14 protein-coding genes are annotated in these 16,758 nt (G+C 65.1%); 11 read left to right on the top strand and 3 right to left on the bottom strand.

Going from position 1 to position 16,758, the window contains the following annotated elements; genetic code table 11:
- Window positions 1-98 precede the first annotated feature (98 nt).
- From ACCQ00_RS16820 to ACCQ00_RS16805, 4 genes are all read left to right on the top strand, one after another.
- Window positions 99-662: an adenylate kinase gene (locus tag ACCQ00_RS16820; protein ID WP_003483308.1), complete on the top strand. Its 564-nt coding sequence runs from the start codon at window positions 99-101 to the stop codon at window positions 660-662.
- Between the two features lie 358 nt (window positions 663-1,020).
- Window positions 1,021-2,388 carry a UDP-N-acetylmuramate:L-alanyl-gamma-D-glutamyl-meso-diaminopimelate ligase gene (gene mpl, locus ACCQ00_RS16815; RefSeq protein ID WP_180959819.1) on the top strand — a complete coding sequence of 456 codons (1,368 nt, stop codon included), beginning with the start codon at window positions 1,021-1,023 and terminating at the stop codon, window positions 2,386-2,388.
- Window positions 2,388-2,984, top strand: coding sequence for an LON peptidase substrate-binding domain-containing protein (locus ACCQ00_RS16810; RefSeq protein ID WP_039572689.1), 597 nt, complete (start codon window positions 2,388-2,390; stop codon window positions 2,982-2,984). The genes mpl and ACCQ00_RS16810 overlap by 1 nt, the downstream gene beginning before the upstream one ends.
- Window positions 2,985-3,132: 148 nt before the next feature.
- Window positions 3,133-4,017, top strand: coding sequence for a bestrophin family protein (locus ACCQ00_RS16805; protein ID WP_017156837.1), 885 nt, complete (start codon window positions 3,133-3,135; stop codon window positions 4,015-4,017).
- Window positions 4,018-4,600: 583 nt separating this feature from the next.
- On the opposite strand, the gene ACCQ00_RS16800 is transcribed toward ACCQ00_RS16805, so the two are convergent.
- Window positions 4,601-6,682 (bottom strand): bifunctional DedA family/phosphatase PAP2 family protein, encoded by a 2,082-nt coding sequence (locus tag ACCQ00_RS16800; RefSeq protein ID WP_039572691.1) that lies wholly within the window; start codon window positions 6,680-6,682, stop codon window positions 4,601-4,603.
- Between the two features lie 151 nt (window positions 6,683-6,833).
- Here ACCQ00_RS16800 and ACCQ00_RS16795 point away from each other — a divergent pair, with 151 nt between their 5' ends.
- On the top strand, window positions 6,834-7,493 hold the full coding sequence (locus ACCQ00_RS16795; RefSeq protein WP_039572695.1) for a serine/threonine-protein kinase: 660 nt from the start codon (window positions 6,834-6,836) through the stop codon (window positions 7,491-7,493).
- 125 nt (window positions 7,494-7,618) lie between these two features.
- Complete coding sequence (locus ACCQ00_RS16790; RefSeq protein WP_039583367.1) at window positions 7,619-8,434, top strand: SDR family oxidoreductase; 816 nt, start codon at window positions 7,619-7,621, stop codon at window positions 8,432-8,434.
- Window positions 8,435-8,567: 133 nt separating this feature from the next.
- Here ACCQ00_RS16790 and ACCQ00_RS16785 read toward each other — a convergent pair whose 3' ends face one another.
- Entirely contained in the window at window positions 8,568-9,440 is an 873-nt protein-coding gene (locus ACCQ00_RS16785; protein ID WP_007967699.1) for an ion transporter, read from the bottom strand.
- 72 nt (window positions 9,441-9,512) lie between these two features.
- On the opposite strand from ACCQ00_RS16785, the gene ACCQ00_RS16780 reads away from it, so the two are divergent.
- Complete coding sequence (locus tag ACCQ00_RS16780; protein WP_039572700.1) at window positions 9,513-10,739, top strand: acetylornithine transaminase; 1,227 nt, start codon at window positions 9,513-9,515, stop codon at window positions 10,737-10,739.
- A gap of 184 nt (window positions 10,740-10,923) precedes the next feature.
- Here ACCQ00_RS16780 and ACCQ00_RS16775 read toward each other — a convergent pair whose 3' ends face one another.
- On the bottom strand, window positions 10,924-11,538 hold the full coding sequence (locus tag ACCQ00_RS16775; protein ID WP_039572702.1) for an HAD-IA family hydrolase: 615 nt from the start codon (window positions 11,536-11,538) through the stop codon (window positions 10,924-10,926).
- A 297-nt stretch (window positions 11,539-11,835) separates the two neighbouring features.
- Here ACCQ00_RS16775 and ACCQ00_RS16770 point away from each other — a divergent pair, with 297 nt between their 5' ends.
- The 4 genes from ACCQ00_RS16770 to ACCQ00_RS16755 all read left to right on the top strand — a co-directional run bounded on the left by ACCQ00_RS16770 (window position 11,836) and on the right by ACCQ00_RS16755 (window position 16,745).
- A complete protein-coding gene (locus tag ACCQ00_RS16770) occupies window positions 11,836-14,118 on the top strand; it encodes a TonB-dependent receptor (protein ID WP_372354147.1) in 2,283 nt (760 codons plus the stop codon).
- 69 nt (window positions 14,119-14,187) lie between these two features.
- Window positions 14,188-15,795 (top strand): flavin monoamine oxidase family protein, encoded by a 1,608-nt coding sequence (locus ACCQ00_RS16765; protein ID WP_039572709.1) that lies wholly within the window; start codon window positions 14,188-14,190, stop codon window positions 15,793-15,795.
- A complete protein-coding gene (locus tag ACCQ00_RS16760; RefSeq protein ID WP_039572712.1) occupies window positions 15,792-16,217 on the top strand; it encodes a c-type cytochrome in 426 nt (141 codons plus the stop codon). The genes ACCQ00_RS16765 and ACCQ00_RS16760 overlap by 4 nt, the downstream gene beginning before the upstream one ends.
- Window positions 16,218-16,241: 24 nt before the next feature.
- A complete protein-coding gene (locus ACCQ00_RS16755) occupies window positions 16,242-16,745 on the top strand; it encodes a RidA family protein (RefSeq protein WP_039572714.1) in 504 nt (167 codons plus the stop codon).
- Window positions 16,746-16,758 lie beyond the last annotated feature (13 nt).

The raw sequence follows: 16,758 nt of genomic DNA, 5'->3' as shown, positions 1-16,758 counted from the left end.
ATGCGGTAAGCTGCACGACCATACGGTCAGCGCCGGCGAAGACGTGAGTCTAACGCCGCCCACCGCAACGCGTTTTTATTCGAAAGTGGAGTCCACTGATGCGATTGGTTCTATTGGGACCGCCCGGTTCGGGCAAGGGCACCCAGGCGACACGTCTCAAAGACACGTTTGATATTCCGCACATTTCCACCGGCGACCTGTTGCGCGCCGAAGTGGCCGCTGGCTCGCCGCTGGGGTTGAAGGCCAAGGAAGTCATGGCACGCGGCGACCTGGTGTCCGACGACATCCTGCTCGGCATGCTCGAGGCGCGCCTCGGCCAGGCCGATGTGGCCAAGGGTTTCATCCTGGATGGCTACCCGCGCAATGTGGCCCAGGCCAATGCGCTGGACGAGCTGCTCGGCAAGATCGGTCAGCCGCTGGATGCCGTGGTGCAGCTGGATGTGGCCAGCGAGCTGCTGGTCGAGCGCATCGCCGGTCGTGCCAAGGCCGAAGGCCGCGAAGACGACAACCCGGAGTCGGTGCGCAAGCGTCTGCAGGTCTATACCGATTCCACCGCACCGGTCATCGGCTTCTACGAGCAGCGCGGCAAGTTGGCGCGCGTGGACGGCGTGGGTTCGCTGGACGAAGTGCTGGAGCGCATCAGCAAGGCGCTCGGCCGCTGAGCCGGCAATGGGCGGCCGGGCGCAAGGCCCGGCCGTGGGCAGGCGCGGCGCCTGGCGGCGTTGCGTTCTGGCCATGATCGCCCGGACGGTGCCCCAAAAGAAAAACCCCGGACGTACAAGACGCCCGGGGCAGAATAACGCCAGTAGTAGGCTTGCTCAGAGCCCCGACAGCATGAGCTCCCTGGGGATTTGGCCTCTTGGGGAGTAGGACCAAAGGGATGCTGCGACTGGCGTTCAGCATAGTGAGGGATGTGATCGGGTTCGCACATCGGGAAATTCCCGACAGTACGGTAGGAAATCCCCGACACTTGGGCTTGCATTGGATCGGAATGTCCGGCAACTGCGACGATCGGCGACAATGGGCGGCATGAGCAAACTCCACATTCTCGGCATCGCCGGAACTTTCATGGGCGGTGTCGCCGCCCTGGCGCGTGAGCTGGGCTGGCAGGTGGAGGGCAGCGACCAGGCCATCTATCCACCGATGTCTACACAGCTGGAAACGCTGGGCATTGCGCTGGCGCAGGGCTATGCGCCGTCCAATATCTCGCCGGACGCGATCGAAGTGGTGGTCGGCAACGCCCTGTCGCGCGGCAACGCGGCGGTGGAGGCGGTACTGGATGCCGGCCGCCGGTATACCTCCGGCGCGCAATGGCTGGCCGAGCAGGTGCTGCCCGGCCGCGACACGCTGGCCGTGGCCGGTACCCACGGCAAGACCACTACCACCACCATCCTGAGCTACCTGCTGGAGGCGGCCGGGCGCGCGCCGGGGTTTCTGATCGGCGGCGTGGCCGAAGATTTCGGTGTGTCGGCGCGGCTGGGCCAGGGGCGCGAATTCGTGGTGGAAGCCGACGAATACGACACTGCCTTTTTCGACAAGCGCAGCAAATTCGTGCACTACCGGCCGTTGGTGGCAATCCTCAATAACCTGGAATACGACCACGCCGACATCTTCCCGGACGTGGCGGCCATCCAGCGCCAGTTCCACCATCTGGTGCGCACGGTGCCCGCGCGCGGTCGCCTGATCGTCAACGGCGAAGACGCGCACCTGGCCGAGGTGCTGGCGATGGGATGCTGGACGCCGGTGGAGCGGTTCGGGTTCGATGCGTCGCTGGACTGGAGCGCGCGGTTGATCGCGGTCGATGGCAGCGCGTTTGCGGTGCTGCATCGTGGCGTGGAAATCGGCCAGGTGCGATGGCCGCTGGTGGGGCGGCATAACGTCCTGAACGGGCTGGCGGCGCTGGCGGCGGTCAGAGCGGTAGGTGTGGACCCGGCGACAGTGATGCCGGCATTGGCGCAGTTCCAGAGCGTCAAGCGGCGATTGGAAGTCATCGGTAGCGCGCGCGCGATCACCGTGTACGACGACTTTGCGCACCACCCCACCGCCATCGCGACGACGTTGCAGGGGCTGCGTGCGAAGGTCGGTGCGGCGCGTGTTGTGGTGGCCATGGAGCCGCGCAGCAATTCGATGCGGCTGGGCGCGCATGCGCAGGCGCTGGCGCCGTCGTTGCACGATGCCGATGCAGTGGTGTTTCTGCATCGGCCGGAACTGGCCTGGGACGCGGCACCGATCATTGCGCAGGTGCGCGGCCAGGCACGCGTGGTGCAGGACGTGGATGCCCTGCTGCGCGCGCTGGGCGAGATTGCCCAGCCCGGCGACCATGTGGTGTTCATGTCCAACGGTGGCTTCGACGGTGCGCCGCGTCGCTTCCTGGCGCAGTTGTCCTGATGGTGCCGCTCATGCCTGCCGGCGAGACCAGCCCCCTGCCGCTGTTTCCGTTGCACAGCGTGTTGCTGCCCGGTGCGGCGATGGGCTTGCGCGTGTTCGAGCGACGCTATCTGGATCTGGTACGCGAGAGCGGCCGCAACGGCACAAGCTTCGGTGTCTGCCTGATTCTGGACGGCACCGAGGTTGGCGCGCCGGCAACGCCGGTTGCCTTCGGCACCGAGGTGCGTATCGAAGATTTCGATGTCGGGGCCGATGGCGTGCTGGTGCTGCGCTTGCGCGGTACGCGCCGCTTCCGTGTGCAGCGTTCGCGTATCCGCGACAACGGCCTGGTCGTCGGCCAGGTGAGCTGGTGCGAGCCCGACAGCGACGACGAATTGCGTCCCGAGCACAGCTTGCTGGCCACGGTGCTCGAGCGGATGCTCGAACAGGTGGGGGGCGAATTCGCTTCGGTGGGGCCGGGTTTGCTGGATCAAGCCGCCTGGGTCGGCTGGCGGTTGGCCGAGCTGTTGCCGCTGACCGAACAACAGCGTCTGTCCCTGCTGCAGCAGGACGATCCGCATCGGCGGCTGGATCAATTGCTCGCATGGATGCCATAACGCGTCGACGCAATGGCGCAGGCGAGCCCATCACTGCACCTGCACCCATGCAACGGCACACTCGCATCGCTTGAGTGCGATGTTGATGGCAGCCACACACTGGATGCGTGCACTGGCCGCACTCGCTATCGATCCACGGGAGTGAGCCTTGATCATCGATGTCAAACCGCGTGTGGCGGATGTGTTCAACCAGGTCTGGCGGACCCTGGCGGTGCTGTTCGTATGGGATGTGTTGATCACGATCATCTACTACGTGCTGCCGTTCCGCGCGCCGGCGCTGCCGCTGACCATCTTCGGCTCGGCGTTGGCGTTGTTCCTGGGTTTTCGGGCCAATTCCACCTATCAACGCTGGTGGGAAGGGCGTGTGCTGTGGGGCCAGATGATCAACGCATCGCGCAACCTGGTGCGTTTGAGCGTGAGCATTCTGTCCGCGCCGGAAGCAGCAGCGCTCGGGCGCACGATCGCGCTACGCCAGATCGCCTACGTCAATACCTTGCGCTGCCAGTTGCGTCGATTGCCGGTTGCCACGGCATTGCAGCCGCGTCTGGACGCCGATGAGGTGACCACGGTGATCACCCGCACCAATGTGGCCAACGGCTTGCTCGACATCACCGGCCGCAGCGTGGAGCAGGCGCGGCGCGATGGCTGGATCGATAGCATCCAGCAGGCCAGCGTGGAGCGCATCCTCGTGGATATCGCCAACGCGCAGGGCGGCATGGAGCGCCTGAAAAATACCCCGTTGCCGTACCAATACCGTTTTTATCCGACGCTGTTTACGCGGCTGTTCTGCGTGCTGCTGCCGATCGGTCTGGTGGAGACGCTGCAATACGCCACGCCGGTCGGTTCGACCGTGGCTGGTTTGATGTTTCTGGCAGTGCTCAAGATCGGCGATGAGCTGGTGGACCCATTCGCCAACACCATCCACGACCTGCCGCTGGACAGCATGTGCCGCACGGTGGAAATCGATGCGCTGCAGGCGATTGGCGAACAGGCACCGGAGCCGATGCAGCCGGTGGATGGCGTGTTGTGGTGAGATATCGCGCGCTGATTCAACGCGGCGTTTGCATATCCGAACGGCGCTGATCCCCAGTCGCTTTGAAAGGAGATTGAACGGCGCTGACAGTTGCAGGGCTGATGATCTGCGGCTTGGCTGCAGGGCCCTTGCCCGCCCACCATCGCGGAACACGCTGCAAGGACGTCCTTGTAAGCTCTACGCGGCATCCATGCCGCGTAAGGTCCCGCGATGGTGAGCGGGCAAGGGCCAGTGGAGATGGTGGGTGCGCAGAGTGTTCAAGCGATAGCAACCATGCGACGCAAGTAACCAGGCGGCGCCCTGTTCTTTGCTCTTTGGTAGATCACCGACAACGTCCTGGTGCAGTGTCCTCGCCGCTTGCGGAACCGTGGGCGGCATGGATGCCGCCATCGAGCCCCCATGGATGGGTTCACGGCGTGTCCCGCAAGCGGCGAGGGCACCTAGCGCTCGGCTAGCCAAGCGTTCACCCTGAAAATTCAGCAGCCTCAAGACGGCGCCAGCACGTCACCATCGAGACAGGGTTCAACGGCCGTTACTGACATCCCACACCGACACGACGCGCGATCGCCTGTTGCCCGCTCGATCAACGGCGCCGTTGTGGCGGATCTGATACGGCAGGCTTGGACGCAGTGGTTTCCGTCTGCGGTGCAGCTTTGTCCTCGCCACGCACCGCGCTGCTCGAGGTGCTGTCGATCAGGATTACCGGCACCTGCGAGCGACGACGCCGTTCCATGCGATGGGGCAGCGGGCCGAGCGCCTCGCGCAACGCGCTCAATGCAGGATCGACGCCGCGCAGCGGGTACCACAGCCCGATCAGGCTGAAATGGCGGCTGTAGTGCAAGGTCTGGGTGCTGCCCACCCACAGCGGTTGTGCATCCGGCTGCAGGTGTGCGGCCGCCGGCCACAGGCGCAGCACATGCACGTGGCCGGGCGCGGCGTGGCGCACCATCAACAGGGCTTCGACCTGGGTATCCAGCGTGGCCGGGAGAATCGGTACTTCGTCCGGGCGGCCGCTGACATCGAGCAAGTGCAGCGCCTGTTCCCAGCCAGCCTGCGGCTGGACCCGCCAGCCGCGCGCCTGAAGCTGGCGCTGCAGCGGGGCGAGCGGGCCGGCCAATTGGACGTCCAGCGGCCAACGCTGATCGTCGTCGAATTCGTTGCGGCGTGCCGGCAGCAGACGCCATTGGTCTTCCCACCACGCGTTTGCGGGCAACTCCATCAATGCCGGCGGCGGTGGTTCGAACTTGGCCAGCTTGATGTCGAGGTTGCGCGGCGCAAAATAAATTGCGCAGCTCACGAACACCCCGTAGAAGATCCACGACACCGGCTTGACCCAGAACGCACGCGTGGCGCGGCGGCGGTAGGCAATGCCCAGCACCAGCAGCCAGAAGATGCCGAACAACATGCCGCCGACGACGTCGCTGAGCCAGTGCGCACCGAGGTACAAACGTGCAAAACCGATCAGCGAGACGATGGCGCCGCTGACCAGATACGGCCACACGCGGCGGCGGCCAGGCAACTCGCGCGCGATCAACAGCGCGAAAAAGCCGAAGGCGATCGTGGCCATGGTGACCGCAACCGACGGAAAGCCGAAACCGCTGCTGGCCGCAGGCGGGCGCACTACCTGGACGGTGGCGCCAAGCAGCTGCGTGAGCGCCAGGCCGAAGGCCAGCGCGATCACCCAATGGGCCACGGCCATCCAGCGACGGCGCCAAGCCAGATAGCCCATCGCGGCGGCAATGGCCGGCAACAGCACCTGCCAGTCGCCCAACGAGGCCAGCGCCACCATCGGGTAGTCGGCCAAGGGGTTGCGCAGCGCCAGCATCAGGTCGTGCACGGCTAGGTCCACGCGCAGCGGCTCGCCATGCGCCAGCACCACCATCAGCAGCACAAACCAGCCCCAGCCGAGCAGCAAGAGCATCAAGGCCATCATGGCCAGCGGCACCGATTCGCGACGGCGCGGGTCGAAGACGCCGACCGACCAATTCCCCAGGACCGGATGCCGGTGCGACCACTCCAGCAGGCGCGCCAGCAAGGCATCCAGGTGACCGGCCGACCAGCGGTAGGAATACAGCACCACCGCCCAGGCAAGCCCGATCACCGCCGCCAGCAATGCAACCACCACAAATAGCCGCCCGGCCACCGCGGCCACTGCGTCGTAGGCCGTGCCCAGCACCCAGCCGGGCACCAGGAACAACAACGCCCACGACACGCAGGCCAGGCCGCTGGCGACCAGATACCGTTTGAAGGGCATGTGCGACATGCCGGCAATCGCCGGCACGAACGGGCGCACTGCACCCACGTAGCGCGCAATCAGGATGCTCTTGAAGGCATTGCGGCGGAACAGCAGCTCGCCGCGCTCCAGCAATTGCGGGTAACGCCGGAATGGCCAGTAGGTGTGCAACTGATGGCCCCAGCGATGGCCGACCCAGAAGCTCAACGCATCGCCAACGAAGGCGCCCAGGGTGGCGCATACCACCGCATAGGGGCCGTTGATCTGCCCGAGCCCGATGAGCACGCCAATGGCGAACAGCAACGGCAACGCGGGCACGATGGCGCCCAGCACGATCACCGCATCACAAAATGCGATGCCAAAGATCACCACGCCAGCCAAGGTGGGGTGGTGTCCGATCCACTCCAGCGTGGCGTCGATCCATGAGTTCATCCCTGAATTATAGGTGGGCGCGGCGGTGCCTGACCTGCATCGTCCTCACATCGGGGGATCGGCTTCACCTGAGGTTGCAGCCCTGCAGCTGCCGCACGCGCGCATGCCATAGATGCGCGCGGCGAGACAGACCTGCCGCCTACAATGGGGGATGACTCACGACCCTGCAGCCAACCTGCCACTGAAGTCCGATACGTTCGGGCGCATCCTGCTGGTCCGCGATGGCGAACGCATGTTCGTGCGTCGCGACCTGAGCGTGGCGCCGTGGCTGTTGCGTGGCGTGGCCTGGTGGCTGGCACGCCGCGAAGCGCTGGCCTTGCGCCAGCTGGATGGCGTGCCGCGCACACCGCGGCTGCTGCACTGGGACGGGCGGCACCTGGACCGCAGTTATCTGGACGGCGCTGCGATGTACCAGCGCCCGCCGCGCGGCGATCTGGCCTACTTCCGCAGCGCACGCAGGCTGTTGCAGCAACTGCATCGCCGCGGCGTGGCCCACAACGATCTGGCCAAGGAAGCCAACTGGCTGGTGCAGGAGGACGGCAGCCCGGCGGTGATCGATTTCCAGCTGGCGGTGCGCGGCAACCCACGCGCGCGCTGGATGCGTCTGCTTGCCCGCGAGGATCTGCGCCACCTGCTCAAACACAAGCGCATGTACTGCCCGGCCGCGCTGACCCCGGTGGAACGCCGCGTGCTCAAGCGCACCTCCTGGGTCCGCGAGCTGTGGTTCGCTACCGGCAAACCGGTCTACCGCTTCGTGACCCGCCGCGTGCTGCACTGGGAAGACAATGAAGGGCAGGGACCGAAGCCCTGAGGGGCCGGGATTGGGTATTCGGGATTTGGGATTCGCAAGAGCGGATTGCTTGAGCGGTGGGTTGGTTGGTGTTAGCAATGAAGGAATAAGCTCTTGCGAATCTCCAATCCCGACTCCCTAATCCCATGACGTTATCGGGCAAAACCCTGTTCATCACCGGTGCCTCGCGCGGAATCGGCTTGGCGATTGCGTTGCGGGCGGCGCGCGATGGGGCCAATGTGGCGATTGCGGCCAAGTCGGCGGTGGCCAACCCCAAGTTGCCCGGCACCATCCATAGCGTGGCCGCAGCGGTGACTGCGGCCGGTGGGCAGGCGCTGGCACTCAAGTGCGACATCCGCGACGAAGTGCAGGTGCGTGCGGCAGTGGCGGCAACGGTCGATGCGTTCGGCGGGATCGACATCCTGGTCAACAACGCCAGTGCGATCTGGTTGCGCGGCGCGCTGGACACGCCGATGAAGCGCTTCGATTTGATGCAGCAGGTCAACGCGCGTGGCAGTTTTCTATGCGCGCAGGCGTGCCTGCCGCATCTGCTGCAGGCGGCCAATCCGCACATTCTCACCTTGGCGCCGCCGCCGTCGTTGAACCCGGCGTGGTGGGGCGCGCATACCGGCTACACGCTGGCCAAGATGGGCATGAGTCTGGTCACCCTGGGGCTGGCGGCAGAATTCGGCCCGCAAGGCGTGGCGATCAATGCGTTGTGGCCGCGCACCGTGATCGCCACCGACGCGATCAACATGATTCCGGGTGTGGACGCAGCGGCCTGCCGCCGGCCGCAGATCATGGCCGACGCCGCGCATGCGGTGCTGACGCGCGCTGCGGCCGGGTTTCATGGGCACTTCCTGATTGATGACGAGGTGCTCGCGCAGGCCGGCATCACCGACTTGCGCGGCTACGCGATGGATCCATCGCGTGCGCTGTTGCCGGATCTGTTTCTGGACTGAGACACACAGGGCGCGCAGTGGTCGTGGGCGTGGACGGCAGGCTGGAGCCGCGATGTAGGAGCCGCACACGCCCTACCGAGCAACGGCCGCGTCCGCCCGACGGCGGCGCCGTGGTGTTGGCTGCTCCAGCGCCTCAGCCGTTGCCAAGCTCCGGCAATGGCTCGGCACATTGCCGGCAATAGCGTGCGTCGGCTGCGTGGCCTTCCAGCCCGCAGCGGGCGCAGTTGCGCGCGTCGCGTTTGCCGGTATGGCCTCCTTCGCGCAACGAGCTGGCCAGTTCGGCGGTATAGATGCCGGTGGGCACGGCGATGATGCTGTAGCCGATCAGGATCAGGGCCGAGGTGACGAACCGGCCTAGCGTGGTCTGCGGCACCAGATCGCCGAAGCCCACCGTGGCCATGGTGACGATGGCCCAGTACATGCTGGTGGGGATGCTGGTAAAGCCGTGCTGCGGGCCTTCGATGATGTACATCGTGGCGCCGGCGATCACGGTGATGGTGAGCACGGTGAACAGGAACACCAACACCTTGCGACGGCTACGCCATAGCGCATCCAGCAATTGCCCGCTTTCTTCGATGTAGCGGGTGAGCTTGAGAATGCGGAACAGCCGCAGGATGCGCAGCACGCGCACCACCAGCAGCGTCTGCGCGCCGGGTACGAAGAACGACAGATAGCTGGGCAGGATGGACAGCAGATCGATCACGCCCCACACGCTCAGTGCGTAATGCAGCGGGCGCCGCACCACGGCCAGACGCAACGCGTATTCGATGGTGAAGATCACCGTGAACGCCCATTCCAGCGGTACCAGCCAGTCCGCGGCATGCGAATGGATGCGCGGCACGCTGTCGATCATGATCACCACCACGCTCGCGAGGATCGCGACCACCAGCATCAGGTCGAAATTGCGCGAGGGGCGGGTGTCGTGGCGGTAGATGATGTCGAACCACTGCCGGCGCCAGCCATCATCGGTGGCGGCAGTGAGTTGCGGATCGGAGAAAGGGCGAATGCGCCCATTGTGCCGCAGGCCGGCGAATGCGCGAGAATGCCGCTTCTCCCTCCGCTTCTGCGACCCATCCTCATGAGCACCGCTGCCGATTCGCCCCTGTCCCTCGCGCATTACTACCTGCCGGTGTATCGCCCGCGCCAGGTGGTGCTGGAGCGCGGCCAGGGCAGCCGCGTGTGGGACGATGCCGGGCGCGAATATCTGGATCTGTCGTCGGGCATTGCGGTGAGCGGGCTCGGCCATAACGATCCGGACCTGGTGGCTGCGCTCACCGAGCAGGCCGGCAAGCTGTGGCACACCAGTAACGTGTTTTTCAGCGCGCCGCCGCTGAAACTGGCCGAGGAACTGGTGAACGCCTCGCGCTTCGCGCACAAGGTGTTCCTGTGCAATTCCGGCACCGAGGCCAACGAGGCGGCGATCAAGCTGGTGCGCAAGTGGGCCAGCAGCCAGGGCCGTCCGGCCGACAAGCGCGTCATCGTCACCTTCCGCGGCAGTTTCCATGGCCGCACGCTGGCATCGGTCACCGCCACTGCGCAGCCCAAGTACCAGGAAGGCTACGAACCGCTGCCGGGTGGATTTCGCTATGTGGATTTCAACGACGTCGCGGCGCTGGAAGCGGCGATGGCCGGCGGCGATGTGGCTGCGGTGATGGTCGAGCCGATCCAGGGCGAGGGCGGGGTGATGCCGGCCGCGCCGGGCTTCCTGAGCCGGGTGCGCGCGCTGTGCGATCAGCACGATGCGCTGCTGGTGCTGGACGAAATTCAATGCGGCATGGGCCGCACCGGCACGCTGTTCGCGCATTGGCAGGAACAGGTGACGCCGGACATCGTGACGCTGGCCAAGGCGCTCGGCGGCGGTTTCCCGATCGGCGCGATGCTGGCCGGGCCCAAGGTGGCCGAAACCATGCAGTTCGGCGCGCACGGCACCACCTTCGGCGGCAATCCGCTGGCCGCGGCGGTGGCGCGCGTGGCGCTGCGCAAGCTGGCTTCGCCGCAGATCGCCGAGAACGTGGTGCGGCAATCGGCGGCATTGCGCGCCGGGCTGGAAGCGCTCAATGCCGAGTTCGGCCTGTTTGCGCAGATTCGTGGGCGTGGCTTGATGCTGGGCGCGGTACTGGCTCCTGCGCACGCGGGGCAGGCCGGGGCGATCCTCGACCTGGCGGCCACGCATGGTCTGCTGCTGCTGCAGGCCGGCCCGGATGTACTGCGCTTCGTACCGGCACTGAATCTGACCGATGCCGAACTGGCCGATGGCCTGGCGCGCTTGCGGCTGGCCATTGCCGAGTATGTCGAGAAGTCCTGACGCCTGGCCATGCTGGCGCGCCCCCTGGCCGGCACCGTGCCGGCTGGAAGGGTGTTGGAGATGAGTGGTGTGTGGCATGGAGCGCGCCGACGCAGTGCCCTTTTTTTCATTGCCCGGATGGGATGGCTGTCTTCCGCCGTACCTTCACCCCCAACCCCTCCCCCGACGGGAGAGGGGCTTGGTTTCATGCAAGTCCGTACCGCTTCAGCACCCGCCGCAATCCGCGGGCGTCGCGCACGGTGTCGGCATGCAGGCCGGCCGCGCGTGCGCCGCGCACGTTGACGAATAGGTCGTCGACAAACAACGTGCCTTCGGCGCGTTGCTCCAGTTGTGCAAGCGCGCGCTGATAGACCGGCACATCCGGTTTGCGGCCGCCCAGTGTGCCGCTGCACAGCACGCGGCCCTGCAACAACGGAAAGAGCGATGGCACGATCCGCTCGATCGCTTCTTGCATCAACGGGCCGTTATTGGTGAGCACCGCCACCGCCGTGGTTGTCGACACCGCCAGCACCTGTGTCACCACCGACGGGTCGGCGCGACAGGCCGCCACGCGCGCATCGATCCAGGTCGCGCGATCGATCGGCTGCCCCAGCCCTTCGCTCAAACGCGCCAGATACGCCTGCGTGTCGATCGCGCCAGCATCGTAGGCGCGCTCCAGGCCTTGCACGAATAGCACCTCATGCACGTGCTGCGGTGAGCAACGCGCCGCTGCTGCAAGCGCGGCCAGGCGCCGTGGCCGCGCGTAGTGCGCAAGCACGCCGTCGAAATCCAGCAACAGCAGCGATGGTGCGGGCGACATGTGCGTGCTCGTACGGTGGCTGCGCAGCGTTGTCGATTCGGCGCGGCATGGCAAGCGCGCAAGACCTGCAATGCAGGATCTCCGCGCAGGTAGGTGGTGTCGTTACCTATTCAGAGTTTTGAATTCGGTAGCGACCTACCCGCCTGCACAGACCCCACCCGCCGCACCGCGATTGCCGAGCAAGCGTGCTGGTTATGGTCACTGCACGCCGCATCCGCGGTCTCAGCCGGTCTCGGGGGAGCGCCCGGTCACTCAGCACGCCACACGTCTCCAGGGGTTGATTGCATGCCAAAGTGCTTGAACACCGATCAATTGGCGGCCTCGGTCGCCGACATCCTCGCCACCGCCCGCCCGCGCCACGCGCTGGCGTCAATGACCTTGTTGCTGGCCGGTGCGCAGGCCTTGCCTGCACTGGCGCAAGACGCACGCACGCTCGATGCGGTCAGCGTGGTGGGGACCGGTTCTACGCGCACCACCGCGTCCATCTCGGTGGACGAGATCCAGGCGCAGGTGCCCGGCGTTGCGCCGCAGCAGCTGTTGGCCAGCCTGCCCGGCGTGAACGTGCAGACCACCGACCCGTTCGGGCTGTATGAGTTTGGTGATTCGATGACCATCCGCGGGTTTTCCGCCAACCAGATCGGCGTGACCCTGGACGGCATTCCGATCGAAACCTTCGACACCCGCGAAGGCGGGCCGATTACGCGGTACGTGTCCAGCGAAAATCTGCTCGATGTCACCGTGTCGGCCGGCTCGGGCGACGTCACCCAGCCGTCGTATCACGCGTTGGGCGGTGCGATCCATTACACCAGCCTGCCACCGAAGGGCGGCGACAGCTGGAGCGGCAATCTCACCCAGACGATTGGTTCGAACGATCTGGTGCGCAGCTTCGTGCGCCTGGATACCCCGGATTGGTGGGAGGGCGGCCCCAGTGCGTATCTGTCTGCCTCGCGCACGCAAGGCGGGATGTGGGACATGGAGCCGGCCACGCAGAAGAGCGACCACTTCGAAGCCAAGATTCGCCAGGCCTGGGATGCAGGCAGCCTGACGCTGGGCTGGATCTACAACAACCGCAAGGACTACGACGTGCAGTCGTACAACTCCGATGGTTCGGTGTCCTGGGATCTGCATGAGCGCATCACCGGCAACCCGGAAGTGGATGCCGAGCATTACAGCGAATGGCAGAACGGGCGACGCGACTCGCTGCTGAGCCTGCACGGCGATTTCCTGTTCAACGATGCAATCGGCTTCACCTTTACCGGCTATTACGAAAACAAGCATGGGTATGGCGTCGGCGGCACTCCGCCGAGCACGGCGACAGGTCTGTACGACGATGCCATCGCCGGCACGCCGGGGCGCACCGATATCGCCATCAACGACCCGCAGATCGTCGACGCCAGCGGCAATGTCACCCACGTCGGTGCGATGACGCGGCGCGAAGAAATCATGGGCGGCGATCGCTATGGCCTCACAACGGCGGTGGCGTGGGAGACCGAGCACAACAAACTCGAAGTCGGTGCGTGGTACGAGAACTACGATTTCGATCAGGTGCGCCCGCTGTACAACCTGGACCCGGCCACCGGCGCATTGCTCAAAAGCGCGCTGCCGATCGTGATCTATTACGACAACCACTTCTCCACCGAAGTGAAGCAGCTCTACATCAAGGACACGCTCCGCCTGCTCGAGGACCGGCTCACGATGGAATTCGGCGCCAAGGGGCTGGATGTCAAACGCGACTACAACGGCATCGCCAATCTCGACGATTTCAACGCTGGCGTGCGGCGCGATGTCTCCATCAAGAACAGCGATTGGTTCCAGCCGCAGGTGGGCGCCAGCTTCCAGCTCGCCGACGGGGTGCAGGTGTTCGCCAACTACGCGGAGAACTTCAGCTCGGCGCCGCGGCTGGCACTGACCTCCGGTGCCTTCAATCCGGATATCGCGCCGGAAGAATCCACCAACATCGATATCGGCATCCGCGCCGAATCCACGCAGTGGAGCGGCTATCTGGCTGCCTACAGGATCGATTACGAGAACCGCATCATCGCGCTCACCGACCCTGACCCGCTGGTGGTTGCACCGACCGTCTACGCCAACGTCGGCGACGTACAGACCTATGGCGCGGAAGTCTCCGGCATGTGGAAACCGGCGCCAGGCTGGCGGCTGGGCGCATCGCTGACCTGGAACACATCCGAATTCCAGGACAACTATTTCGGCCCCGTCAGCGGCAACCTGGTGCAGGTGAAAGGCAACGAGGTGCCGGATGCGCCGAAGGTGATGTTCAGCGTCAACGGCGGTTGGGAAGGCACGCATTTCTTTGCCAACCTCGATACCAAGTACACCGGCAAGCGCTACGGCGACACGCTCAACACCGATCGGGTGGATGCCACCTTCATCGTCAACGGCAGCGTCGGGTATCAGGGCGAGGACAGCGGGTTTCTTGCCGGCGGCCGGCTGCAGTTGTCGGTCTACAACCTGTTCGACAAGGACGATGCGATCGGTGCGGTGTTTCCCAACGAAAGCTCCGGCTCGTATCAGTTGATCGCACCGCGCCAGCTGTTCGCGAGCCTGGCCTACACATTCTGAGGTGCAGCCGCGGCCGGCAGGGTTGCCGGCTGCGTGCGTTGGTCCATGACATGCAGGGGACGTGCGTTGATGCAAGGCAATCACACGGGAACGATGACGCGGCGGCAATTGCTGGCGCGCATCGGCATGACCGCCGGCGGCGCAATGATGTATCAGGCGATGAGCAGCCTTGGCATGGCGGCCGAGTCCACCTTCAAAGGGCCGCTGCAATTGGATGGCGACCCCAAGGGGGCGTCGGTCTTGATCCTCGGTGCCGGGCTGGCGGGCATGAGCGCGGCGTTCGAGTTGCGCAAGGCCGGTTACCGCGTGCAATTGCTCGAATACAACGACCGCCCCGGCGGGCGGAACTGGACCCTGCGCGGCGGCGACCGCTATGCCGAGCTGGGCGGGGCCACCCAGCATTGCCAGTTCGACGAGGGCTTGTATCTCAATCCAGGGCCGTGGCGAATTCCGCACCACCACAAGGCGGTGCTGAGCTACTGCAAGCAGTTCGGCGTGGCGCTGGAAGCGTTCAATCAGGTCAATTACAACGCGCTGCTGCACAGCCAGAAGGGCTTCGGCGGCAAACCGCAGCGCTTTCGCGCCATCGACGCCGATTACAAGGGCCACGTGTCCGAGTTGTTGGCCAAGTGCACGCAGCAACACGCTCTGGACACGGCCGTCAGCCGCGAGGATCAGGAACTGCTGCTGGAATCGCTGCGTACCTGGGGCGCGCTCGACCAGAAGTTCGGGTATGTCAAAGGCAAGGACAGCAGCGAGCGGCGCGGGTTTGCGCGCTATCCCGGTGGCGGCCTGTCTGGCAGGCCGGAATTTTCCGATCCTTTCAGCGTGCAGGACGTGCTGCGCTCACGCCTGTGGACCACATTGGCAGCAGGCAACAACTACGAGATGCAGACCACCATGTTCCAGCCGGTGGGAGGCATGGACCAGATCGGCAAGGCATTCGCGCGTCAGCTGGGCAATGCCATCACCTATAACGCCAAGGTCACCAAGATCGATCAGGACGGCAGCGGTGTGCGCGTGTCCTGGCAGGATGCGGCGCGTGGCGGCGAAGAGCGCCTCGCCACCGCGGACTGGTGCATCTGCACGATTCCACTGTCGGTGCTCAGCCGCATACCGGTCACCGCCAGCGATGCGATGACCACGGCGATCGGCAAGGTGCCGTATGCGGCCTCGGTGAAAGTGGGCCTGCAATTCAAGCGCCGTTTCTGGGAAGAAGACGAGGCGATCTACGGCGGGATCAGTTACACCGATCTGCCGATCACCTTGATCAGTTACCCCAGCACCAACTACCACAGCCCGGGCAAGGGCGTGCTGCTCGGTGCCTATGTGTGGGGACTGGATGCCTACCAGTTCACCGCGATGCCACCAGAACTGCGCGTGCGCAAGGCGGTGGAATACGGCACCCAGCTGCATCCGCAGTATCCGCGCGAATTCGAAAACGGCATTGCGGTCGGCTGGCACCGCGTGCCGTTCACGCATGGCTGCTTCGGCATGTGGACCGAGCAGGCGCGCGCCGAGCATTACGAACCGCTGTGCCAGATCGACGGGCGCCTGGCGCTGGCGGGCGAGCACGTGTCGTACATTCCGGCCTGGCAGGAGGGTGCCATTCTGTCGGCACACGATGTCGTTGGCCGCCTGCATCGCAAGGTCATTGCCCAGGGAGCACGCCCATGAGTCTGCTGCCAAGAGCGTTCGGTGCCATCGTAGCGCTTGCCATTACCGCCTTGTTGCTGCCGCCCACCGTGCGCGATGCGCAGGCGCAGAGTTCCGATGCCACCCAGCTGTTTCCGCAGCAAGGCTTTGCCAAGGCCTCCGGTAAGGACGTTTACCAGGCGATCTGCCAAGGCTGCCATATGTCGGCCGGCCATGGTGCGCAAGGTGCCGGCGACTATCCTGCGCTTGCCGGCAATCCCAAGCTGGCTGCCGGCCCTTACGTCACCATGATGGTGCTCGACGGCCACGCCGGGATGCCGGGGTTCGCCGACATGCTCGACGACCGCCAGGTGGCCGAAGTGGTGAGCTATGTGCGCACGCACTTCGGTAACGACTATGCCGAGCGCGTGACCATCGACGATGTCAAATCGCTTCGCCGCTGATCTTCTCTCCTACAAGGAATTGCCATGCTCCGTTCCATCACGACCGTTCTCACCACTGCAGTGCTGTGGTCTGCCAGTCTCGGTGCCGCACACGCCGCCGAGGTGATCCGCCACAAGATTCCCAACAGCGATTTCCCCATCGCTGCCGCGGTGGAAATTCCCGCCGGCAAGGCCACGGTGTATGTCAGCGGCAAGGTGCCGGCGGTGATCGATGCCAGTGCGCCGAAGGATTCCGCTGCCGCCTATGGCGACACCAAGGCGCAAACGGTGAGCGTGTTGAACCAGATCAAGCAGCAGCTGGCCACGCTGGGGTTGGGCATGGGCGATGTGGTGAAGATGCAGGTGTTTCTGGTCGGCGATCCGGCGATGGGCGGCAAGATGGATTTCAATGGTTTCATGGAAGGTTATCGCCAGTTCTTCGGCACCAAGGAGCAACCCAACCTGCCGGCGCGCTCGGCATTCCAGATCGCCGCATTGGGTAACCCGCTGTACCGGGTCGAGATCGAAGTGGTTGCCGTGCGTTCCTGAATCCGCGTTGTCA

This window comes from Xanthomonas sp. NCPPB 3761 (genome assembly GCF_041475705.2).
Lineage (GTDB): Bacteria > Pseudomonadota > Gammaproteobacteria > Xanthomonadales > Xanthomonadaceae > Xanthomonas > Xanthomonas phaseoli.
This window is presented reverse-complemented; position numbering and strand designations above follow the sequence as displayed.